The 23939-nt window shown below is 53.9% G+C and carries 15 protein-coding genes; 9 read left to right on the forward strand and 6 right to left on the reverse strand.

Going from position 1 to position 23939, the window contains the following annotated elements; all coding sequences use genetic code 11:
* Nucleotides 1–47: 47 nt before the first annotated feature.
* Together FF011L_RS12685 and FF011L_RS12690 are read left to right on the forward strand one after the other, a co-directional pair.
* Nucleotides 48–644 carry a sigma-70 family RNA polymerase sigma factor gene (locus FF011L_RS12685; RefSeq protein WP_145352019.1) on the forward strand — a complete coding sequence of 199 codons (597 nt, stop codon included), beginning with the start codon at nt 48–50 and terminating at the stop codon, nt 642–644.
* On the forward strand, nt 641–2332 hold the full coding sequence (locus FF011L_RS12690) for a FecR domain-containing protein (protein WP_145352020.1): 1692 nt from the start codon (nt 641–643) through the stop codon (nt 2330–2332). The genes FF011L_RS12685 and FF011L_RS12690 overlap by 4 nt, the downstream gene beginning before the upstream one ends.
* Nucleotides 2333–2758: 426 nt before the next feature.
* On the opposite strand, the gene FF011L_RS12695 is transcribed toward FF011L_RS12690, so the two are convergent.
* On the reverse strand, nt 2759–4429 hold the full coding sequence (locus FF011L_RS12695; protein WP_218933176.1) for an alpha/beta hydrolase: 1671 nt from the start codon (nt 4427–4429) through the stop codon (nt 2759–2761).
* 227 nt (nt 4430–4656) lie between these two features.
* On the opposite strand from FF011L_RS12695, the gene FF011L_RS12700 reads away from it, so the two are divergent.
* Nucleotides 4657–5541, forward strand: coding sequence for an alpha/beta hydrolase (locus FF011L_RS12700; protein ID WP_145352022.1), 885 nt, complete (start codon nt 4657–4659; stop codon nt 5539–5541).
* A 922-nt stretch (nt 5542–6463) separates the two neighbouring features.
* On the opposite strand, the gene FF011L_RS12705 is transcribed toward FF011L_RS12700, so the two are convergent.
* The gene (locus FF011L_RS12705) at nt 6464–8275 is read right to left on the reverse strand and encodes a sulfatase family protein (protein WP_145352023.1); all 1812 of its coding nucleotides are present in this window, start codon (nt 8273–8275) and stop codon (nt 6464–6466) included.
* Between the two features lie 733 nt (nt 8276–9008).
* Here FF011L_RS12705 and FF011L_RS12710 point away from each other — a divergent pair.
* A complete protein-coding gene (locus FF011L_RS12710) occupies nt 9009–10406 on the forward strand; it encodes a sulfatase (protein WP_218933177.1) in 1398 nt (465 codons plus the stop codon).
* Nucleotides 10407–10503: 97 nt separating this feature from the next.
* Here FF011L_RS12710 and FF011L_RS12715 read toward each other — a convergent pair whose 3' ends face one another.
* Together FF011L_RS12715 and FF011L_RS26300 are read right to left on the reverse strand one after the other, a co-directional pair.
* On the reverse strand, nt 10504–12930 hold the full coding sequence (locus FF011L_RS12715) for a transporter substrate-binding protein (protein WP_218933178.1): 2427 nt from the start codon (nt 12928–12930) through the stop codon (nt 10504–10506).
* A 535-nt stretch (nt 12931–13465) separates the two neighbouring features.
* Entirely contained in the window at nt 13466–13609 is a 144-nt protein-coding gene (locus tag FF011L_RS26300) for a hypothetical protein (RefSeq protein WP_218933179.1), read from the reverse strand.
* A 114-nt stretch (nt 13610–13723) separates the two neighbouring features.
* Here FF011L_RS26300 and FF011L_RS12720 point away from each other — a divergent pair, with 114 nt between their 5' ends.
* The 4 genes from FF011L_RS12720 (at nt 13724) to FF011L_RS12735 (ending at nt 19751) form a co-directional block, all read left to right on the forward strand.
* Nucleotides 13724–14653, forward strand: coding sequence for a YybH family protein (locus FF011L_RS12720; RefSeq protein WP_145352025.1), 930 nt, complete (start codon nt 13724–13726; stop codon nt 14651–14653).
* Between the two features lie 68 nt (nt 14654–14721).
* Nucleotides 14722–16338, forward strand: coding sequence for a protocadherin (locus tag FF011L_RS12725; protein WP_145352026.1), 1617 nt, complete (start codon nt 14722–14724; stop codon nt 16336–16338).
* A 61-nt stretch (nt 16339–16399) separates the two neighbouring features.
* Nucleotides 16400–17155: an LssY C-terminal domain-containing protein gene (locus FF011L_RS12730; RefSeq protein ID WP_246109892.1), complete on the forward strand. Its 756-nt coding sequence runs from the start codon at nt 16400–16402 to the stop codon at nt 17153–17155.
* An 88-nt stretch (nt 17156–17243) separates the two neighbouring features.
* Complete coding sequence (locus tag FF011L_RS12735) at nt 17244–19751, forward strand: arylsulfatase (protein WP_145352028.1); 2508 nt, start codon at nt 17244–17246, stop codon at nt 19749–19751.
* A gap of 767 nt (nt 19752–20518) precedes the next feature.
* Here the strand turns inward: FF011L_RS12735 and FF011L_RS12740 are convergent.
* Both FF011L_RS12740 and FF011L_RS12745 read right to left on the reverse strand, forming a co-directional pair.
* Nucleotides 20519–21358 carry a sugar phosphate isomerase/epimerase family protein gene (locus FF011L_RS12740; protein ID WP_145352029.1) on the reverse strand — a complete coding sequence of 280 codons (840 nt, stop codon included), beginning with the start codon at nt 21356–21358 and terminating at the stop codon, nt 20519–20521.
* Nucleotides 21359–21498: 140 nt separating this feature from the next.
* Nucleotides 21499–22254, reverse strand: a complete 756-nt coding sequence (locus tag FF011L_RS12745) for an SGNH/GDSL hydrolase family protein (RefSeq protein WP_145352030.1) — start codon at nt 22252–22254, stop codon at nt 21499–21501.
* 215 nt (nt 22255–22469) lie between these two features.
* Between FF011L_RS12745 and FF011L_RS12750 the strand changes: the two genes are divergently transcribed.
* Nucleotides 22470–23807, forward strand: a complete 1338-nt coding sequence (locus tag FF011L_RS12750) for a Gfo/Idh/MocA family protein (RefSeq protein WP_246109893.1) — start codon at nt 22470–22472, stop codon at nt 23805–23807.
* Nucleotides 23808–23939 lie beyond the last annotated feature (132 nt).

Here is a 23939-nt window from a genome sequence, read left to right on the forward strand (position 1 = left end):
CAGAAATTGGGGGTAACTTCCTGGCTACTTCTGCCATATAGGTTTACATGGCTTCAAATACACAACCTGACGATTCACAGATCGACGCGGCTTTACTGCGAGTTTCTCGCGGTGACACCGCCGCGTTTGAGGTGATTATCCGCCGATTTGAACGTTCCTTACGTACTTGGTTGGCTGTTCATGCACCGCCGGGTGTGGATGTCGATGATATCGCTCAACGTAGTTTTATCGCAGCATTTACGCGGTTTAGTGAATTCGAATTGGGAACGAACTTTGAAGCTTGGCTGTTTACGATCGCGAAGTTTCAATTGCGTACGGAAACAACTCGGCTTCGTCGGATTGCTGACTACCACACCCGCTACGGTCCCGATTTGCTCCAACGCGAGCTTGCCCGGCGAAGCGACAATTCCTCCGAAGCATGGAAGATGCGGTTGGAGTACTTGCAAAACTGTTTGGGGGCTCTGGATGAACGTCCGCGGCGGTTTGTTTCCTGGCGGTACGACGAACAGATCTCGTTGGATGAAATGGCAAGCCGCAGTGGTCGGTCGGTACCGGCCGTAAAAAAGCAGCTGTGGAAGATCCGGCAAATGCTTCAACAGTGCGTGGAAGATCGCATTTCTGCGGTCGAAGGAGGCGTCACGTGAGTGTTCAAGAACGTTTTGTGGAACTCTGGACCGATTACCTCGAAGGGGATCTTGAAGAGGCTGGTCTGACTGCATTGCAAGAATTGCTTGCGGCGGACGATGCGCTTGTCCAGCAGGCGGCCGATATGTTTCAGACGCATCGTTTGTTGGGGTTGGTGACGGCGGAACAATTTGATTCGCAAGAGGAATTCATTCGCGAGACGCTTGCTCGGTTGCCAGCCAATGAAAACGATTTTTCCACGCAGGTGATGTCGAAGATAACCAATACGGTTTCGACAGGAACGGTTCAGTTGCCACCCAGCGGTCGCAAAACCAACACGCGATCGATGGTTGCGGTTCTGTTGGGGGGCCTTGCTTTGGGGGCCTTTGCCTTTCTGTCTGTTGCGCATCAATCGGGCGATGAAGGTGCGGGTGAAACGATCGCATTGGCACCGTCTGCCAGTCAGGTGCGAATGGCCAGCAGTTCCCACGCCAAGTTCTTTGGTGAACTTGCTCCGCCCATCGGGGCTTCGTTGGTGCCGCAACGTGAATATGTCTTGATGAGCGGGATGGTCGAAGTGAAATTTCCTGCAGGGGCTTCGGCGATCATGGAAGGTCCGGCAGTGTTTCACATCTCGTCGGATGAGAGTCTGGCATTGGATGTCGGACGCTGTTCCGTTCACGCTCCGGATGGTGCGGAAGGTTTTCGCGTCGACACGCCCAATTCACGTATTGTTGATCGTGGGACGCGATTTGCCGTCAACGTATCGGAGTCGACGGAAACGGATGTTCAAGTCATCGAAGGGGCAGCAGATATCTACGATGTCGATCGAGATGGCCATGTGGATCGTCGTCCGTCTTCCGAAACTCGGTTGGTGATCGGTGAAGCGAAACGTTTCGCGAAAACCGGTGTCGATTTGACCGATTCGATTCCGTTTGATGCCAGCAGTTACCGGCGTTCGCTACCGGACCGAGTGGTTTCGTACGAAGCGACGGTTGGTCCCGATGGTGGGGCTGAGAATCTTGTCAGCGTGACCGTTCAACGAGGCGGCCAAATGGATGAGATTTTGGTCGATGATTTGATTCCTGCTCAGGTGACCTATTTCCATTCCGCAACGGCCTCCGCATTCCTTTGCGGCAAAGCAACGCTTCCGGAACCACGAGTATCGGTTGCAGCGGATCATAGCTTGGTGAGCGGAGTCATTAATCCACCCGGCAGTCGTGAAGCGTTGACAGAGTCACCTGTGATGGAAGGTGACAATAAGACACCTGGAATGGCGATCGGTTTTGAGCGGGCTGTTGTGAACGGGCCTGGTGCAGATGTGGTCCTGTTTGATCTGCAAACCTTCGTTAATCCTCCTGATGGGGACCCGTTTCATGTTAGTCCGCTGGTGTTTAGGGAAGGCTTGCGCTCGCATACGATTTCCAAATATGATTTGACGATGGAATCGCCCGAATCCCTCAACCTGACGGACTTTCACGTTCACTTTTTTGATGAAACGCCCGACTCCTTAGCGAAACTTAATTCACTCAACACACGGGCCCATCAGCAGGCGATCAATTTTCGCGGCTTGGCTGTAGGGATTGATCTCTCCGACTTGGGATACGCTGAAGGGGAAGCAGTATCAGGGTTATTCATTCAGGATGCGCTTGACGACCCACACCACGTTGACCCTGTCTTCATTGGTGGATTGCCGGAAGTGAAATGACGATCCGATTTCACCCCTGCCCATTGGAGTCTGAGTGCAGTGCTATTAGCCCTCCGGGCTAGGTGTTTACTCGGCCCTATGTAGACTCGGCAACTGCTACAAAACCTTCACCTATAAACTTCACGTCCCTGCAAATGATCGAATCGAAGCGGTTGACTTCATGAAAGTGGATGGAACTTCGTCGTTTCGCGATCATTGCGATCGGCTGTCGACTTCGCGCGATGGGGGAAACCAAGCTCACTGCTGGCTGGCTTAAGGACAAACGACGCCTCCGGTTCGTCCAATGATATTGCGGTCCCGGCAGTACGTGGGACGTTCGCTGTAAAATCAAACGCGACGCTACGAGAATCTGAGGTCGGATGGATTTTCCGCTCGCTTTCTGTTGGGAATAACGGATCTTGCTTATTTGGCCGGTTGGAACCGTGCCTACTTTAGCGTCTGGTGAAAGAAGTCTTGGACGATTTGACGGACCTGGGGCGTTTGGAATTCTTTGCCTCCATGTCCTGCGTTTGGAATGACATGAAAGCTGGAAGGTACGTTTGCGGCTTTGAGTTTTTCGTGCAAACGGCGGCTTTGGTCGATCGGAACGCCTGGATCTTTTTCGCCGTGCATGATCAGAAAAGGTGGATCGTCGGCGGAGACCTGATAGAACGCGCTAGCCTGTTTGGCCCGTTCCGGAACCTCGCGGACCGTTTTGCCCAGCAACTGCGCCCCATTGGAATTTGCGATCTCTTGTAAGGTGCGGCCGTTTCCCAAGACGTTCGGCGGCATTGTTAATAGGTCCGTTGGGCCATACCAATCGCAGACGGCTTGGACTCGGCTTGAAGTCGTCTCGTCCAAGGGAGCGTCCAGTGTTCCGACTAGGGCGGCCAGATGAGCTCCGGCCGAACCTCCCCAGGCTCCTATATGCTTGGCATCCAGTTGAAAGCCATCGGCGTTTTCACGTAACCAACGAATCGCGGCTCGGCAGTCTTCGATCTGCGCCGGCCACTGGGCTTCGTCGATCAATCGGTAGTTGATACTTGCGACCGCGTACCCATGTTCAACCAACCAAGTTGCTGGACAGCGGTCCTTGCTTCCATTTTTCCACCCACCGCCATGAATCCAAACTACCACGGGGACCGGGGCGTCAGCCGTTTTGGGAAAGTACAAATCAAGCAGTAGGCTTTTCTTCCCCACGCGGGCATATTCTAAATCTTTGTAAACGATTGCCGAGTCGGGCGATGTTTGTTTGCTTTTGCCTGCACGCGTTTGACCCACACGCTTTTGACCTACACCTTCTAGGGATCTTTGGATCGTGAAGTCGACCAGGCTTTGGCAATGAAAGAACCCCGGCCAGTAGTTATGCCCTTGCCCATGGGGAACCGCGATTTCCAAGACATCCTCCGCGTTCGCTTGTTGGTAGATTTTGGCAAGGGCCGCAGAATTTCGGTCAAGCGGAACGACGTGATCTAGGTCTCCATGAATGATGTAGATCGGAATCTTCGCGGCGGCAAGCTTTTCGGCTTGGGCGATGGGATTGTGTCTGTCGAGTGACTGTTCCAGCTGATCTGGCGAGAGGCCGTAGGCGGAGGCAGCGTTGGGAAGACCGGGGTACGTTCGCAGATCGAAGACCGGATAGATTCCGGAAATGCCGGCGACTTTATCGGTGTTGCGAATGGCCCAACTGCTGGTCCATAACCCACCTCGGCTTCGTCCCAGCAGGCAGGGTTTCGGTGCAAAGCCACGCTGTTGGGTTAGTTCGTCGTAGAGTGCTGTGAAAGCTTCCTGGGAGGCAGGGCTTCCGTAGGCTTCCCCGACGTCGATTCCCGCGACCGCGACTCCGGCGTCAAGAAACTGTTGGTGCATCCACTTTTCGTGGCTGTCGGGATAGGCGGGCAGCGTTGGGCCATACATAACCCACGGCTGAGGAGTTTTTCGTTTGGATTCTTCGGGCCAAAAAATGAAAGCCGGCCGATCGTTGATCAAGAACGATTCGCCAGGAAGAATCAAAGTTTTTACGGGCGCATCGCTTTTTTGAGCGTCGATGGGACGTGCGAACCCTGCCACCATTAGACAGCTGATCACGAAAGGGGCTGCGTTGAAAAGGTACTTCATCGGTGGAGGCCAAAGCAGGTGTGTTTGGTGAAATGCCAGGAACTTGTTGTACTCCAGGCAACGCAGCGGTCCAAACATTTCGTCCAGATTGTGGTTTGCTCCGTTCCGTAAATTGAAGAGAAACCGTTCGTGATATCTTTTTAGAAAACGGATGATTTTGATGGAATGTCGCAGTGAATCCTGTGAGAATGGTCCCCTCCCATCCACCCCATGAAGGAGCCCACCTGATGAAACAAATGGTTCTAGCGATTGCCCTATTGTTTTTTGTGCAGCCTGTGCAAGCCGAAGATGCCAAGCCGTTGAAGAACGTCCGGTACGGCGAACACCCTCGGCAGGTTCTCGATTTCTATCAAGCGACGTCCGAAACGCCGACTCCGGTCGTGTTTTACATTCACGGAGGCGGCTGGCAGGGCGGTGATAAAAAGACGAGCCCTAAAACCTATCTCGACAATGGGATTTCTGTGGTTGCGATCAACTATCGCTATGTAAAAAACGCCGTCGAGGAGAAAATCGAACCGCCGGTGAAAGCTCCGCTGGAAGACGCGGCGAGAGCCCTACAGTTTGTGCGCTCGAAAGCAAGCGAATGGAATCTTGATAAAACAAAGATCGGCGCGACCGGTGGATCGGCAGGCGCTTGTTCTTCACTTTGGTTGGCCCTTCATGATGACATGGCCGAACCGGATAGCGAAGATCCGGTCGCCCGTGAATCGACGCGGCTGTACTGTGCCGCGGTCAACGGAGCCCAGGTTTCGCTCGATCCAAAGGAGCTGCGCGAATGGATGCCCAACTACCGTTACGGAGCACACGCGTTCGGTTTGGCTGGATTCCAAAGCTTAATCGACAACCGAGAATCGGTTCTCCCGTGGATCAAAGAGTATTCCCCTATCGAACATGTTTCCAAAGACGATCCAGCGATCGGACTGTTCTATAGCGGTGAAGTCCCTGTGGTAGGAGCTTCTCCCAAAGACCCAACCCACTCAGGCATCATGGGCCTGAAATTGGCCGAACGGCTAAACGAGGTTGGTGTCGATGTCGTATTAGTAGCGCCGGGCGTGAAAGAGCCAGCGTACCGCAATGCGAGTGAGTATCTGATTGATCACTTGACGAAGTAAGTGATCCGATTGAGAACCGAGAAAGCCTCGTCCCGACGGGGCTTTTTTGTTTTGGCGTTGAACAAGTCGCAGCCTAGCCAGTTGGATTGCCGCGGCCGCGTGATCCTAAAACCTTCGTTCGATGGTTTCACTGCTGAGCAAACTTCGTTTTCGTCGAAGGATCAGATTGCATAAAACCCTTGGTCCGCAGGCTTCCGACCCTGTGTTCCGTGCCCGCCGATGTGCCACTTTCCGGTGAAAGCAGTCCGGAATCATTTTGGCGATCGTTGACGTATTTTCTCCGTGGTCGGCCGGTTGCCCGGATGCGAAAGTATCTCGGGTTGTGCCGTTAAGCAATGCTTGTTGAATACCGACTTTGTCGTGCCAAACCAATGCGTCCTGCGCCACGTATCCCACTGGTGGCACGATTGATTGGTTGTAAAACGTACAAACGTTTCCACCGATGGCGGAGGTGAATCCCATGCGTGCGGCGTGCTTTCCCGTCAACAGACACGATTGATCCGGTCAGTAGAGGTGGCAGGCATCGGTTTGATAAAACGCGAGTTTGTCCCCGGGCAGTCGATGAATGTTCGGCGGTTCGTAGAACATTTACGACGATTTTGTCCCGCAAAAACGCCTCCGCATGGCCATTCTCGTTAACGCTACCAAGATCGTCGGCAAGAAGCACAATCATGAGGCGTTTCTGGCGGTCACCAGCTGTCGCGATGAGGACGCAGAAGGACGAATACCATCGCGTGAGCAGAAGTGTTGAAACAAGTTGTTTCAACGATTCATCGGAAGGGGAATTTGGGAAGTTGTTAGGTATAGAAGCGCATGATTTTTATACCGGTCGTAGACGCATCACGACAGCGAATTCTCTTTTCTTGATAGGCGGTTTTAGGTCGGCCCCGTTGGGAGGTACTCAACTTGTTGTTAGAGGTCTTCAATCGGTTAGCGTTATCGCTTTACCGCGAACGGGTTTTAGTTCGATATTCTTGATCGACGTAATCCCCTTGGGGAACCGAATACGAACGTGAATGATTTTCGCCGTACTAGGCAAAGTGGTTTCGAACGTTTGCCAGTCGTTCGTTTTTTGCACCGCGATACTCATCCTTTTGAGCGCGGGAAATTCTTTGTCTCCGGGCTCTCTCCATGAGAAATCGACAGCACCTGAGACGGACGTCTTTGCTGTGACACGAACGGAAACGGGGCCAGCCAGAAGTAAACCGTTTCGAGTAATGAAAGATGGTTGTTTCTGGTCCGAGGCTAGTGGCAAAATCTGTATGCCCTCTTCGGTCTGTTGGATTTTTCCGTTTCGTACCGTCCAAGGAAATTCGGATTCTCCGGATGCGTTCGGTTTGGCTTTCGGTCGAAACTTGGCTGGCAGCGGAGTTGCCGGTTTCCCATCAAGATAAAAATCAAAATAGTCCGATGCCGCTTGGGACATGCCGCCATTGGTCAGACCCGGGGGATCAAGCTGATTCGCCCACCGCGTGAGTTTGAATCGTAGACGTTCTGCGATTTCGGGATGCTCGTTGGCAAGATTTTGTTTTTCTTCGATGTCGACTTTTAGATTATATAAATACTCGCGGTCACCGCCCCGCAGAAGTTTCCAGTCTCCTTCTCGAATCGCAGCCTGAGCGACCCATCGCCATGCCAGGAAGTCGTGTGGCGGATCGGTCTTTTTGCCGGTCAGGTAAGGGATCAGATTGACGCCGTCTAAATCGTTTGGTTGGGTGTCGACGTTCGCCAACGCAGCAGCCGTTGCCGCAACATCCAGAGCACTCACCGGATGATCGAACACTTGTCCCGCCGGGATTGTTCCGGGCCAAGAGATCACGAAGGGAACATGCATGCCACCTTCGGAAAGCATACCCTTCTCACCGTTTAGAGGATTATTTAGCGAACCATCCCATCCTGGCCCTCCACCAGGAGCATCTAGTTTGTGGATTTTGAGGGGAGCACCGTTGTCGCCGATATAGAAAATTAGCGTCTTTTCGGTCAGCTGATATTTAGCAAGTGTTTCAGTGATCAGCCCCACGCCATCATCCACTGCAGAGAGCATTGCCAACGCTTGCCGTCGTCGCTGAGGCATTTTTCCCGGAAATCGATTTAGATATTTGGGCGGTGCGTCCAATGGGACATGCGGTGCACGATAGGCGACGTATAGAAAGAAGGGATCGTCTTTATATCGTTCGATCAACGACGCGGCAGCTTTACTGCAAGCGTCGATGTGATACATCTGGGGTGGCAGCGGCGACATCTCACGGTCACGACCATTCAGGTCAATGTTTGCTGCGAATGGCCTTCCCGAGTTTTGATTGAATACGTGATCGAATCCGTGGGTTGTAATCTTTGGCCCCGGACCAAGGTGCCACTTTCCAAACTGCGCGGTTTTGTAGCCCGCGTTCTGCAGTCGCTGTGGAAACGTCTGTTCGCGGTCGAAGCCAGCCAATGAGTCTCCGTTGGCTTCCAAACCGAATCGGGATTGAAACTTGCCGATCAACAGTCCCGCGCGCGACGGGACGCACTGCGGTGCCGTGCTATAGCCATGCCGGGCAAGGACACCTTTTTGAGCCAATGCGTCGACGTTGGGCGTTTTAATATCGTCAAACACTCCTTGGCAGGATAAGTCCGCGTGCCCGTGATCGTCGGTGTAGAAGACGATGATATTGGGCCGTGAATCAGCTGCATTGGCGAATGCCGGCGAGAGCCAAATGAGAGAGACGATGAAAAGTTGGGACAATCGTTTCATTTGTTTTTGCTTAATCCAGCGGACAGAATTGTAGATGACGATCGCCGCCGGGAAGAATCGCGATGCGCCGCGGGACGTGAACCGTGTTGACCGGCGTCCTGCAGAGAAGCGGAACATCGCCCCGTATTATAGAAAGGAAAAACATTGATCGCAAAGACAAAAGCAACGCGATGGGATCCCGAATGCGTTGTGCCGGTTGGGGCCGAACCATAGCTTTCCTGCGTTGGCACTATCGTGCTGATTTTCGACACAATCGTGATGGTTTCGCATTTGTCCGTATCTACAATGCAAGTGCCTTGTCTGTAATCGATTGGCCCACACTTGGGCTACGAAGTATGTCGCTACGACCGCTTTCTGCTCTGCTTGATCCTGAAACGATAGCCTGTTTTGTTGCGGGTTGGGATCTTTTGTAGCCACATGCCCGGGATGTGCCTACTTATAGATTCCACGTCCCAAGCAAAGTAGTCTCTCCGCTTTTCCCTGCTGTCTTTGTGTCGACGCTTCGCGATTGTCGGCCGATATCGTGCATTGCTCTGGGGCTGCGATTGGATCGGCTGGTTCTATTGAGGCTTCAGTATGGAACTCACGCTGGTGATAAACGTGTGTCGACGATCATTCGGAGATACAATGGATGCCTCTAGTCGCGAGAGAATTATCCCGGTGCCTTAACAAAGCAATCGTCAGCGGAAATTTCTTGCACCTCTTCCCACCAAACTTTTCAATTGAGTCGGTCATGAGAACACTTTTATTCGTACTCGCAGTGCTGGCGGGACGCTCGAGCGTAATGGCTGAGGAGAGACCGAACATCCTTTTCATTGCCATCGACGATATGCGTCCTGAGATCGGGTGCTATGGTGGGCCTCAGGTTCAGACGCCCCATTTGGACGCGTTTGCAGCGGAAGGGATGCGGTTTGACCGCGCTTATTGCCAAGTCCCCGTTTGTGGGGCTTCCCGTGCCAGTTTGATGACTGGCATTCTTCCAACGGAAGATCGTTTCCGGAACTATACGACTCGCGCCGATAACGATGCCGCGGGGGCCGCAACGCTACCGGAAACCTTTAAGAACGCTGGCTATACTACGGTTTCGAACGGGAAGATTTTTCATAACCCAAAAGATTCTGCAGGTCAAAGCTGGAGTGCCCCGGCGTGGCGGCCATCCGGTAAGTCTCTTGCGAGTCATGACCCCGCAACGACCGCAAAATTGTCCGCAAGCAAGCAGCGTGGCCGAATCTACGAGTCTCCGGACGTCGCGGACAATGCCTATCCGGATGGATTGGTTGCCGAAAAAAGCATCAAAGACCTCAGGCGTTTAAAGCAGGCGGGGAAGCCCTTCTTTTTGGCTTGCGGATTCGTTCGCCCACACATGCCATTCTATGCACCAAAAAAGTACTGGGATCGATACCAACGTGACCAGGTCGATATCGCTGACAACCGGTACCGGCCTGCCGGCGCGCCGAAAGCGTTGCAGGGGAGCCAAGAGTTCCGTTCCTATCACTTGGCCGATTTCGACGTGAACTCCGATGACTTTCATCGCATGATGCGCCACGGTTACATGGCCAGCGTAAGCTACGTCGACAAACTTGTGGGAGATGTGCTGGCGGAGCTTGAGCGTCTTGAGTTGGCGGACAACACGATCGTCGTTGTCTGGGGAGACCATGGTTGGCATCTGGGCGAACATGATTTCTGGGGCAAACATAACACGATGCATCTGGCGACTCGGGTGCCACTGATTGTGCGTGCATCCGGAAGAAAAGCGGGAGCGACACAAGCCTTGGTCGAAACCATTGATATTTTTCCAACGCTTTGTTCGCTGGCAGATATCGCGGTTCCCACAACCGTTCAAGGACGCTGTTTTTCCGCGATACTCGAGAATCCTAAACAGCCTTTTCGCGAAGTTGTCTACAGTCGTATTCGCTCCGGGGATACCGTGATCGATGACCGCTTCAGCTACACCGAATACGATGGCGGAAAATCAGAGATGCTGTACGACCTTAAAAAGGACCCGGCCGAGAACCGCAACGTCGCGGGCGAACCCGAATACGCCGACGTCGTGACAAAGATGAATCGGATGTTAAAGGAAAGGCAATCCGAAGCCGCCAACGCCAAGCTAAAAAGACCGAAAGTGAAATAGCTTGGCCGGTTCCCTGGCCAGTGAATTCGCTCCGGGCAGCACCCGCATTGGTAAGTGTCAAACGGAGCGGGCGTTGTTGGGGCCGGTAGGACAGTTCTTACTTTTCGGGTGGAGCTTCCCAGTGGTCTCCCCAACCTGCGTATAGGTCGTGAAGGATGGCTCGCCATTCCTCGGCGGTTCTTGTTGCTGGGTAGGGAATCGGTTTTTCCGGGCTTGTCGCTGTCCAGACGATTTTGAATTGCCCCTCTTTGGTGACTTGACCGATACGCGGCGTCTTGAACGTATGCTGGGTCGTTGGATCGATTCGGACATTCCCTTCGGGGGCAAGCATTCTTTGGTTTCGCATGGAGCGGCGAATATCCTTTGTTTCGGTCGTCCCTGCATCACGGACGGCCGCCGCCCACAGCTGGATACCGAAATAGGTCGCTTCCATCGGGTCGGTTACCAGACGTTGGGGACCAAACTTTTTATGGAACTTGGAAATAAATTCGGCGTTCTCCGGCGAATCAATGCTTTGGAAATAGGTCCACGCGGCGTAGTCACCCGCCATCGTTTCGGTGTCCAAATGTCTGAGTTCTTCTTCATCAATGCTGAACGAGATCGTGGGTACGGCGGCCGGTGTAATTCCGCCCTTGCGTAACGCTGAGAAAAACGCTTGGTTGCTATCGCCGTTGATCAAATTGAGAATGACATCGGGCTTTGTTTCGATAATTTGATCGACCGCCGCTTGAACGTCCCTGCTACCTAAAGCCAGGAACTGTTCACCTACAATTTCCGCACCTAATTCATTTAGCTGGTCTTTGATGATCTCGTGTGCCATTCGTGGAAACACATAATCACTACCGATCAAGAAGAACTTGCGTTTGCCTTCGAAGGCGTATGCCCATTTGACTGCCGGAATGATTTGTTGATTTGGAGTCGCGCCTGTGTAAATCACATTGGGTGATTCCTCGACTCCCTCGTACTGTACGGGGTAAACCAAAAGGTGATCAAATTCCTCGAACACTGGCACGACGGTCTTGCGACTTGCCGAAGTCCAGCAACCGAACACGGTACAGACATTCTCTTCCACGATCAGTCGTTCAGCTTCGCTGGCGAAGGTCTCGGAATCCGACCGACCGTCCGCGACGACCGCTTCGACCGGGCGTCCCAGCAGGCCACCGTCGCGGTTCAGTTGTTCAATCGCCAGCAATGCCGCGTCCACAACCGGTGATTCGCTATCGCTCATTGTGCCGGTCAGGGAGTGCAATATCCCTACCTTTATTGGTTCTCCAGTTGGGGCCGCGATCGCCACAAGGGATGGATCTGGCTGGCCGCCGGTTCCCAGTGCCGCTGCAGCACTTGAGCCAAGTCCGGATCCTGCGTCAGATCCATTTCGAAGCCACAGGTATCCGCCGACGCTTGCAAGCCCTAGCAGCAGAAGCACGATGGCACCTGGCACTAGCAGGTTTCGGTGCGAATTTGAGCCGCTGCTCGCACTGTTTGTGGATGGAGAGGGAGGCTTCGTGAAACTGCCCGATTGGCTGGGAAGCGTGATGCCGACACCTGACAACGCTGCGTAGAGAGAGTTCAGATCTTTCTCCATCTCCTCCATCGACTGGTACCTCTCCTCCGGTTTGGTCGCCATCGCCTTCATGATGATTTGGCCGCAGGCTTCCGGAACCCTTGGATTGACTTCACTCGGATCGGGACGGGACGCATGACAATGGGCGTACATGACCTGCGCGACGCTGCCGCTTTCTTGGAAAGGACTTTTGCCGGTCAACAAACCGTAGTACGTTGCCCCCAGAGAATAAATGTCGCTCCGCGCATCGACGTCGCCCGATTCCCACTGTTCTGGGCTCATGTAGTAAGGCGTTCCGAGGACCTGGCCTTCCTGCGTTAGTTGCAAGGATTCGCTCTGTGTTCGCTTGGCCAACCCGAAATCGGAAACCTTCACCGTTCCATCTTCGGTGAGCAAGAGATTTGCTGGTTTGACGTCGCGATGAACAAGCCCTGATTTGTGGGCGGCTGCCAGCCCTCGGCAGGACTCGATGACAATTCGAGTCGCTTCACTGGTCGAGTAGGCGCCGGATTTATAGATGTGATCGTCGGCGCTCCCACCCGAGACGACCTCCATGACCAAGAAGTGATCCTCCCCTTCCTGAGCGATTTCAAAGATTGTCACGGTGTTGGGGTGATTCAGTTTCCCGGCACTTCGAGCTTCTTCGAGAAATCGATCCAAAGATTGTTTGTTGGCGGATAATTCACCAGGCAACACCTTGATCGCGACATCGCGTTCAATCGAGACGTCGTGGCCTTTCAGCACGACGCCCATGCCTCCAACGCCCAGTAGTTCCGTGATCTGGTATTTGCCCAGACGACGCCCCACCCACGCCCGGGGATTCGCTCGGGAAGGAGTTTCCGAGTTTGCGGTCGTTTCGCCGCTAATATCCATCGTCTCCCCAAATTCGTTGGACAAATGTTGGCTCAAACTAGGTTCACCATCTTGGAATGGATCTGAATCGTTATCTTTTTCGACCATGGTGGATCTTGAACGGTGTTTTGATTTGGGGTGAGCGACAACGCAATATAAACTATCCAGGCTAAGCTTCGAGTACTGTTTGGGGAAAACCCAAAAGCGGTTCTTCGCTGAAATTCCTCCGTTGGCTTGGGCGAACGCCGCGGGACTTACGATCGAAAGCTCTTCGACTGCCACGTCGGGTCCGCACAGAATCAGCTGGACCCACATCATTCTCTCACGCAAGCAAGTGGCTTGGCCTTTCGGACGGGAGGGCTGCTTGCCATTTCGCCAAGGAGCCATGGGACGGCGAAGGAGTTTTTGAAAAATCGTTACAGCATCGATCTACCTGAAAAACGATAAGAATGGCGGGATGCAACGCTGGATCCCGAGGTGACAAGACGACCATCGTCAGCCTCGCTAAGGGCGGAATGCTGACAATTCCAACGGCCATCTGCCGCAAATCCTTAGGAACCATCGAACCCCCTCTTGTTGATGAATATTTCAAAAAGTTGAATGAATTCACGCTAGAAAGGCGGGGGGGAAGAGCGTTTCTGAGCTACAATTCATTCAACGCATCGCGGCCACTGAGAAAAGGAATGTTGGTCGCGACGGCTGCGGAGTTGAGGTCGGCATGGCCCCACATCGAACGGATTTTTGAAGATAGGATTAAGCAGTCTCCAGCAAATGGATTGCGAGACATTGGGCGAAGGAACACCAAGCTAATTAGACCTCATTAGTACCTCGGCGGAGTCCGAGATTGATACCGCATGGCTGCGACTCGTCGAACGAACCTATTCGAAACTGTGACGCAACCATGAAAAGAGTAAAATTCGCCGGCATGCTGCTGGCGTTATCTGTCAGCAATTTTGCCGTTGCCCAGGACTCAGCACCAGCGACCGCAGCTGCCCCTGCTGCGGCAGCCACACCAGCGATCAATCCGAGTTTGAATGAAATTCAAGTCGGTTCCAAAGCCTTTGTCGATGCTTTCAACAAAGGGGATGCCGCCGCAATCGCTGGGATGTGGACTCCCGAAGGCGAGTACATCGACGGGGCGGGGAATTTGATGGTGGGACGAGCAGCGATCGAAAAGTCCTATGCCGATTTCTTTGCGGAAAATGCGGGCGCAACACTCGAATTGAACATTGATTCGCTGAAAGCGCTAAGTGATGCCGCCGCAATGGAGCAGGGCACCAGTCGCGTTAAGGTAGGCCCCACAGCAGCCGTCGTGGGAAGTTACGAGGCGATCCACGTTAAGGTTGACGGCAAATGGCAGATGGCATCGGTTCGTGATTCCGTCATCGAATCCGCTACCGCTGAACAAAATTTGTCCGATTTTGAATTTTTGATCGGTACCTGGGGCGCTGAAGAGCAGGGCAACAAAAATGAATCGATATGCAGTTGGGTGAGTGATCATCGTTTCGTCAAACGTGATTACACGACGACCTTCTTAAATGGTTCGACTTCGTCAGGCGTGCAGTTGATCGGCTGGAACGCACAGGGTGGTTACATTCAGTCGTGGACATTCAGTTCGGATGGAGGGCATGCCGTCGGAGTTTGGATGCCAACCGAAGAGGGCTGGGCTGCTCAGATGCAAGGGATCACCGGCCGTGGCGTGTCGACAGCTTCCGTCAATCTACTCAGGCGATTGGACGACAACGCGTACGTATGGCAGTCGGTCGACCGTACCGTAGGGGGTGTCGCAATTCCTGACACCAACGAAGTTGTGCTCAAACGCCAACCCTAACACCCATGCGTTCGCAGGGTCTATTCATTCAGCCGATTTGCAAATCACTTTTTTCAGGAATCTCAACGATGTTTCGCTCCTTTATTTTAACGACTTTAACGATTGGTCTGATGATCAGTCTCCCACTTGCTGATTGCTTTGGACGTGGCGGCAGGGGCGGTGGTGGATTTGGCGGTGGCGCAAGTCGTGGTGGCGGATTTGGTGGAGGAGCTAGTCGTGGTGGATTCAGCGGAGGAGGCGCAAGCCGTGCTAACTTCGGTGGAGGAGGCGCAAGTCGCGCTAACTTCAGCGGAGGAGGCGCTAGTCGCGATAACTTCGGTGGAGGCGGTGCAAGCCGCGCAAACTTTGGTGGTGGGAACTTCGGAGGAGCCGATCGAAGTCCTGCTGGTGGTAGGGCTGGTGCGGGTGGCTTCGGCGGAGCGGGTGAGAACCGCGGGAACTTTGGTGCGGGCGGAGCAGGACGCAGCCCCGCTGCCGGTGGTCTTGGCAATGCCGGACGTGGTCCCGGCGGTGCTGGTGCCGATAGCAATCGCTTTTCGTCGCCTAGCAAAAGCTCGTTGGACAATTTTCTTGGGATGCCCTCTGACGGAGGCATGCACGGCCTGACCAACAACACCGTAAATAACTTCAATCGCAACACCGACGTTAACGTCAATCGGAATGTGAACGCATCGAACCGTGCTAATCTTGGCAATGCGGGAGACAACGTCGATGTCAATCGCGGAACCGTCGAGGGGCCTCGCGGCGGCGTTGCTGCCGGCGGTAGTGTGACCGGTCCACGGGGGAACACCGCTTATCGTGGCGGCGCCGTGGGGGCTAACGGCGGCGCGGTCGCTGGAAGAGGCGTCGAAGGCGCTGATGGCGGACGTGCTGCTCAAGGTGTCGCACGCGGACCTGGAGGAAGAGTCGCTGCTGGTGGTGCTGTTGAAGGCCGTAACGGTGCAGGTGCCGCACGTGGTGTTGTTGCCGGGCCACGTGGTGCCGCTGCTGGCTTTACACGTGTCACGCCGTCGGGACGCTACAACACTGCCGTCGCCGTCCGTGGCAATTATCACAACTGGGGAATCTACAATCGCGGTTGGTACGCAAACTACCCAGGTGCTTGGTTTGCCGCTGGATGGGCAGCAAACACGATCTGGCGTCCTTGCACTTGGGCGACGGCTGCTACTTATGTCGGCTACGCCGAAGCCCAACCGATTTACTATGACTACGGAACCAACATCACGTATTCCGACAACAACGTCTACTTCAATGGCGAGGAAGTGGGAACGGCTGAAGAATACTACGACCAAGCCGCTTCGGTAGCCGCAGACGGTGCGAAAGCCGATGCACCTGCCGACGGTGATTGGATGCCGCTGGGTGTGTTTGCATTAAGCAGAACGGATAGCAAAGAATCGGAAGTCACGATCCAATTGGCTGTCAACAAGCAAGGTATCATTCGCGGGAATTCGACCGACACGGCGACGAAAAATAACCAAGTCATCCAAGGATCGGTCGACAAAACAACGCAGATGGTTGCTTTCACCGTTGGTGATCACCCCGAAAACGTCGTGGAAACCGGACTGTACAATCTGACCAAAGATGAAGCGCCGGTTTTGATTCACTTTGGAAAGGATCGGACCGAGCAGTGGTTGCTCGTGCGATTAGAAAATAAAGAAGCAGATTCCTCAACGTCGACTCAGTAGGCTCGGTTGGATATCACCGATCCAAACGAGATTTGCATCAGTCTATTTCGAGATAACGAAGTTGAATCAAGAAAAACACCCTTCTCCTGCGCCTCGGTCAAGCCGCAGGCGAGCTGTTAAGTGGCTCTTTGGAGTTGGGCTGTTGTGGGGCGTCCTCGCGTATTTTGCCATCCCATTGGTGTGGGATGGGTACTCCTGGATCGCTCCTAGTATCGATGACAACCCTCGGCTTACGCAAACGAGCGATCGCCATCCCGGCGGTCCTCTGAATGTTGAATTGACCGGTTCTGAACAAGAACTGAAGGGCATCATGAAGGCGGCCGGCTGGTACGGAGCGGACGCACTGGGGATCGATAGTGATCTAAAGATCGCTGCCGATACGGTCCTATCGCGGCCCGACGCCGCCGCGCCCGTCAGCAATCTGTATTTGTTCGGACGCAAAGAAGACTTGGCGTATGAGCAACCTGTCGATGATAACCCACGTCAGCGACACCACGTTCGGTTCTGGCGGACGAAGGAACTGAGTGTGGATGGACGCCCCCAGTGGATTGGCGCTGCCATTTATGACGAACGGGTCGGACTTAGTCGCACAACTGGGCAGATCACGCATGTGACGGCCCCGGATGTCGATGCTGAGCGAGACTATCTTTTTGAATGTCTAGAAAAGACAGGCCTGCTTGAGTCGCATTCCATTGAACACGGATTCCAGTCGCAACTTACCGGACGCAATGGAGGTGGTGACCCTTGGAGGACCGATGGCGATCTGTATCGTGGAGTGTTAAAAGCGACCGACGCAGGAAACACCAGCCAACCGTAATTCGCTGGTGCGTTTAAGTAGCCGCCCAGATCTACCCTCTTCTCATTTGTAGTGAATTTTCTTTTCCTATCACCCGGAGCTTGTCAGTATGTTCCTTAAGTCTTTCGGAGCATTGGCAATAGCCTTGCTTGGGATTGTTTCACCAGCTCTTGCCCAGGTCGAAGTGACGGGCGATTTAGGATCGCCAGGGGCGACAACCACCATTTCGGGAAAACAACTTCCTGCACCCGATCCGAAGTTTGGTGGGGTGATCAAGGACGACGCGTTACAGTCGAAGCCGTGGTGGGCGCCGCGTACCGTGCCACCAAAGGAAGCGCCCAATGTGCTGCTTATTATTACCGATGACGCCGGGTTTGGCGTCCCCAGCACCTTCGGTGGCGTGATTCCAACCCCTGCGATGGATCGTGTTGCGAAAAGTGGTTTGCGGTACAACAACATCCACTCCACCGCACTCTGTTCGCCGACACGGGCGGCATTAATCACTGGCCGCAACCACCACGTCGCTGGCTTTGGCGTCATTTCCGAACAGGCAACCGGATTCCCCGGCTACAACAGTATCATCGGCAAGGACAAGGCGACGATCGGGCGCATTCTGCTGGACAACGGCTATGCCACTTCCTGGTTTGGGAAGGACCACAATACTCCCGCGTTTGCGGCCAGTTCGGTCGGTCCCTTTGACCAGTGGCCGTCGGGATTGGGCTTTGAATACTTTTACGGATTTGTCGGAGGCGACGCCAACCAGTGGCAGCCGAACTTGTTCCGCGACCATACGCAAATCTATCCTTTTCAAGACGATCCCGGTTGGAACCTTGTGACCGGCATGGCAGACGACGCGATCGATTACCTTCATCGCACGAATCAGACGCTGCCCGATAAAAAGTTTTTCGTGAAATACGCGCCCGGTGCCACTCATGCGCCCCATCATCCCACCGAGGAATGGGTGAAAAAAATCCACGATATGCACTTGTTCGATGACGGTTATGAGAAACTCCGCGAACGTATCTTTGAAAACCAGAAGAAGCTTGGCGTTATCCCCGCCGATACGAAAATGGCGCCATGGCCCGCAGATATTCTGAAACCGTGGGATGAACTGGATGCGGTGACTCAAAAGCTATTTATCAAACAGGTCGAAATTTTTGCCGCCTACGCCGCCTACAGCGACCATGAAATTGGTCGCGTGATTCAGGCCGTCGATGATATGGGAAAATTGGATGACACACTGATCATCTATATCAATGGTGACAACGGCACCAGCGCCGAAGGCGGACCGCTTGGGACTCCCAACGAAGTCGCTTTCTTCAATGGCGTTAATGAAATGCCAGTCGATGTGCAGATGAAGTGGTATGACGTATGGGGAACGGAGGAAACCTACAACCACATGTCTGCTGGCTGGTCATGGGCCTTCGACACTCCCTTCTCGTGGTTCAAACAGAACGCTTCGAAGCTGGGTGGGATCCGTCAGAACATGGCGGTGTCGTGGCCGGGACATATTGATGACCCCGGCGGACTGCGTAACCAGTTCATGCACGTCATCGATGTGGTTCCCACCATCCTAGAAGTCGCCGGCATCGCCGCTCCTGAGACGGTGGATGGCATTGAGCAGGCCCCGATCGAAGGAACCAGTTTCGCGTACACTTTTAAGAAGGCGAATGCGCAGGCTCCTTCGGAGCATAAAACGCAGTATTTTGAGATGATGGGGCAGTGGGCCCTGTATCACGAAGGTTGGCTGCTTAGTACCAAGGTCAACCGTGCCCCGTGGGAAGCCTTCGGGGTAGCGAATCCGGATCCGCTGAACAATCAAGTCCTCGAACTTTACGACTTGACCAGCGATTTCGCACAGTCTGACAATATCGCCGACGAAAATCCCGACAGACTTGCAAAAATGAAGGAGATGTTCATCAGCGAAGCGGAAAAATACCAAGTCTTCCCACTGGATGCCTCCGTCGCCGCTCGCGTTATTGCACCTCGACCCAATATTACTGCGGGTCGAAGCGAATTCGTTTATACACGTCCGATGATCGGGTTGCCGCAGGGCGATTCACCGTTACTGTTGAACACCTCCTACACGATCACCGCAGAGATCACGGTTCCTGAAGGGGGAGCCGAAGGCATGATGCTTACCTCTGGCGGTCGCTTCTGCGGTTACGGTTTCTACTTGCTCAAGGGCAAACCGGTCTTTCTCTGGAACATGCTTGACCTGGAGCGAATCAAATGGGAGGGCCCCGAGGCGCTCAGCCCCGGTAAGCACGTTGTCGAGTTCGATTTCAAGTATGACGGTTTGGGCGTCGGGACGCTTGTTTATAACAATATGAGTGGACTCGGACGCCCCGGCACCGGCACCCTTAAAGTCGATGGCAAGGTCGTCGACACCAAGCAGATGAAGAAGACCATCCCAATGATTTTGCAATGGGACGAGAGCTTCGACATCGGTTCCGATAGTTTGACAGGGGTAAACGATGCGGACTATCAGCCGCCGTTTGCGTTCACGGGAGGGCTGGACAAGCTGACCTTAAAAATCGACCGTCCACATTTAACCCCGGCGGACATAAAAACCCTCGAGGAGGGAATGAAGAAGGTGGAAGCCGGGAGAGAATAACCCGTTCCCACTTGCAGAAATCCGCGGGCCACACGTGTACGAGTGGTACCGCGGATTGCGAATTTCTAATCCTTGGGCGTTCTAGTGGCTGATGGAATCTGGTAATTCCATCGACGCTGGTAAAGCCATCACAGCCTTGAAATTTCGACAGCCCTCCAGCGGTCGAGACCTGCAATCTATAAATGAAGAGTTTGCAGCCGTTGACGAGTCTACACGGGCCGAGTGAATACGTAGCCCGGAGGGCGGCAGATACTTGCCGGCGGTGCAAGCCGCCGGAGTGGGGATCGCGAAAAGGAAAGCCCAGCGGGCGACAGAACCATCCTTGTCGGTCGCCCGCTGGGCTTTCATGCGCACGCACGCTAGGTTTCCGTTGGCTTAGGGACGTGCGATAAATAGGTTGCGAGTGTGGCAGGGAGAAAAGGTCCCATGCCAGCTTGCCTGGCGGAGAAGGATCGAGTGGGGGTAGGCATTCAGGTAGCTGCCAGTTGTTGTACCGACCGGGACGAGCCCAGCGAAAACAAACAAGAGCAGCCTGAGCGGAAATCGGCAACTTATTGATCGCACGTCCCTGCGCCAGCGGAAAGTATCTTCCGCCAGGTTGGCTCTATGCACGTCCCTCCCTGCGACGAGAGGATACGCATTCAGAGCGATTTGATGCATCACGGATGAGATCGCATCAACAGTCGTCCGATCGGAAATCAATTCTGATTTCCGCCGACGGTTGGCTCAAATGGAGGCCAACCGTCGGTGTTGTGTCATCGATCTGTTTAAACGCCGACCTTCTTCATTGCCGCTTGAGCGACGGTCACGCACTGTTGGATATCCTTGATCGGGTCTTTCGGATTTTCTTCGTACTCAAGCGAGATCGCGCCGTTTTCGGGGAAGCCCGTTGCCTTGAGAGCACGGAAGACCCCTTCGACATCCAGGTAGCCTTCGCCCAGGATGACACCTTCCGTTTTGTCTTGCATATCGGCAAAGTCCTTTAAATGGATGCCGTACAAACGTCCTTGCAGCAGCCGGATCACTTCCGTTGCACTTTGCCCGGAGCGAATGTAGTGACCAAGATCGGCACAGGCACCAATCCTTTTGTCATGACCTTGGATCGCGTCGAGGACGTCGATTGCCTTGTTATACCGATGTCGTGGACCATGATTGTGGATGGCAACTTGAATATCAAATTCCTCTACCAACTCATCGAGGTTGTCGAAGGAATCGGGATCCGGGTCGGCAGTGATCGTTGGTATGCCGAGGGCTTTTGCGAATTCAAAAATCTTGCGATTCGCGGCAGCATCTTTGGTAAGGCGATTCACGCCGTGAGCCGAGATAGACATTCCAAGGTCAGCGACCTTTTTCTGCATCGCTTGGATTTCGTCAGCGGAAGCATTTGTCGGCAACATACCGCCGTAGAATTCAACCTGTTCAAAGCCAAGGTCGCTCGCATGCTTGAGCGCCTGGTCGACATCAAACCCACGCAATGAGTAAAGCTGAATGCCAAGTTTGTAGGAAGGAGCGTCTGCGGCAACCGCTTCGCGAGCCAGCGTCGCCGCAGCCAAGGCAGCAGAGGAGGCAATCAAAAACTGACGTCGTTTCAACTGGGGTATTTTCATTGGTGTATTCTCAATTTTATCGAAAAGCAGTAATAAGGAGACACATTGTAACAAGTCGGGCTGGTTTCCACCGGCCACGCAAGCAGGTCAGCAATGTGATCACAAACATTTTTGTGGCAGTGGGCCGGTAGGAACGATTCCTAGTTTTGAAGCTTGCTCCAAATCGCGTCTGCGATAGCTTGCATTCCTTTATCACCGGGGTGAGCGGCGACGCCTGCGTGTTCGATCTGTTGTTCGGCACGGGCGAAATTGGCGGGGTTTTGGTCAAGATCGCTGATGTCGATGAAAACACCGCCGGCGTTCTCACACGCCTGCTTCATCAGATTGTCTTTTTCTGCGTGATGCCAGAAACTGCTGCGGACGAACAATGTCGGCTTCCCTTGTTTTGTCAATTCGGTGAACAGGTTTGCAAAGGCGGTCGCAAATTCTGCTTTGGCTTCGTCGGTCGCAGGGGAGACCGCGTTCTCGCCGATCGCGACGACGATCAAATCGGGGTTGAAGGCGAGTTCCTGCTTCAATTCCTCCTTAATGTCGTAGTCGGTCAAACTGCGTTCGAAGGTGGCAACGTTTTTGATCATGGCTTGCGGTTTTCCGCCCGCCGCCTGGGTGATTCGCTCAAGCAATAGATGAACGTAATCGTTTTCTTCGGAAGTCGCCGCCATCCCCCAATTGCCGGTCCAACCAATTTTGGGAGCGGGCCCGTGGCGGGTGATGCTATTTCCAATAAACAGGATCTTGTTAACAGACTGTGTACCGATTTTCAGATCCGGAACATCCGTAGGAGACGTTTCCGCGGCGTTTACGGAGACCGTACCCAACACAGCCGAATCAAATGGAGCCGCGATTCCGAAGAGCAACGCACAACCAATGGCCGCCGCAAAAAAACGATTAAACAATGGAGTTTCCTTTAACGTAGGGCCGGTTCCCACCGGCCGGATCTATCTGAATTTGCAGTTACTAAACAGCGTTGTCGTTTGTTGCCGAGGGGAAACGGCCCTGCTTTTGCTTGGACGGATCGATCCGTATTTCCGATTGACAATCGGTATTATACTTAACGGGCCGGTAGGAACCGGTTCTATTTGTTGGACCATCAAACCCGAGTTCGCAACCTATGATTCGCCCCGCTCGACCTGGACGCCGCGACCCTGTGGCAACGGATTTTCCCTCGACCGTTCCAATCGTTCAGCGTTTGTTGTCTGAAGGACCCGTTTCCGATGCGAGCTTGTCTGCGAAAGTGCATCGACGTCGTTTCATCTCCGCCGTTAGTACGCTTGCCGCTGTCAGCCCGATGTTTTGGCGGGCTGCAAACAGTTCGGCCGCTGCGCCCGATGAAAGGATGCGAGTGGCTGTGATTGGTCACACGGGGCGCGGTGATTTTGGTCACGGATTAAGTACCGTTTGGTTGAAGGTCCCCGAGGCTGAGATTGTTGCCGTCGCGGATGCGGACGCAAAGGGACTGGCTCGCGAGAAAGAAAAGACCGGCGCGAAGCAATCGTTCTTGGATTACCGGGAAATGATTGCCGAAACTCGCCCAGACATCGTCGTGGTTTGTCCGCGTCATATTGATCAACATCATGAAATGATCCTCGCGGCGATTGATGGAGGCGCAAAAGGAATCTACTGCGAAAAACCTTTTTGCCGAACGCTCGACGAAGCGGATGAAATCGTTGCGGCGTGCGAACGGACTGGCGCGAAAGTCGCCATTGCCCATCGCAACCGATACCATCCGGCGGTTCCCGCGATCATCGAAGCGATCCAGTCCGGAGCCATCGGCAAACCTTTGGAAATTCGCTGTCGCGGAAAGGAAGATGGACGGGGCGGCGCTCAGGACCTGTGGGTGTTGGGAACGCATCTGTTTAATCTGGTCCCCCAGTTCTCTGGCAAGGTGACCGCCTGCTCCGCGGTGATGATGCATGGCAAACGTCCTGTGACTCCGGCCGATGTCGTTGCCGGAACCGAAGGAGTTGGTCCGATCGCGGGCGACGAATTACACGCTCGGTATGAAACGGAAAATGGCATTCCCGTCTTTTTCGATTCCATCCGGAATCATGGAGTCGCCTCAGCTGGATTTGGGCTGCAAATTATTGGAAACGAAGGGATCATTGATTTGCGTATGGATACTGAACCGCTGGCCCACTATGTTCCTGGGAGTCCCTTTCGGCCTTCCGTGAAGCCAAGACCTTGGATCCCGATTAGTAGTGCCGGAATTGGCAAGCCGGAACCGATCGAGGGAATCGGCCATAAGGTGGCTCATCACCTGGTGGCCGTGGACGATTTGATCGCTGCGATCCGCGAGGATCGTCCACCGCTCTGCAGTGCAGAAGATGGTCGAGCGACGCTAGAGATGGTCCACGGGGTATATGCCTCGCACGTCGCGGGCGGAAAAGCTGTCTCGATACCACTCGCCACCCGCACGCACCCGTTTCTAGGTTGGCAAGTCAACGATTAGGGGAGGGGCCCGAGCGTTTGTTGAACGGTTTTCTATTGACGAGGATGCGGTATCGTATCTATCACACTTGCGTTCGCTAATTGGACGTGTGGTGAAACCATTCGAGGAATAATGGTTTCGAATGCTAACCGT

Origin of the sequence: Roseimaritima multifibrata (assembly GCF_007741495.1) — a bacterium.
Taxonomy (GTDB): Bacteria; Planctomycetota; Planctomycetia; order Pirellulales; family Pirellulaceae; genus Roseimaritima; species Roseimaritima multifibrata.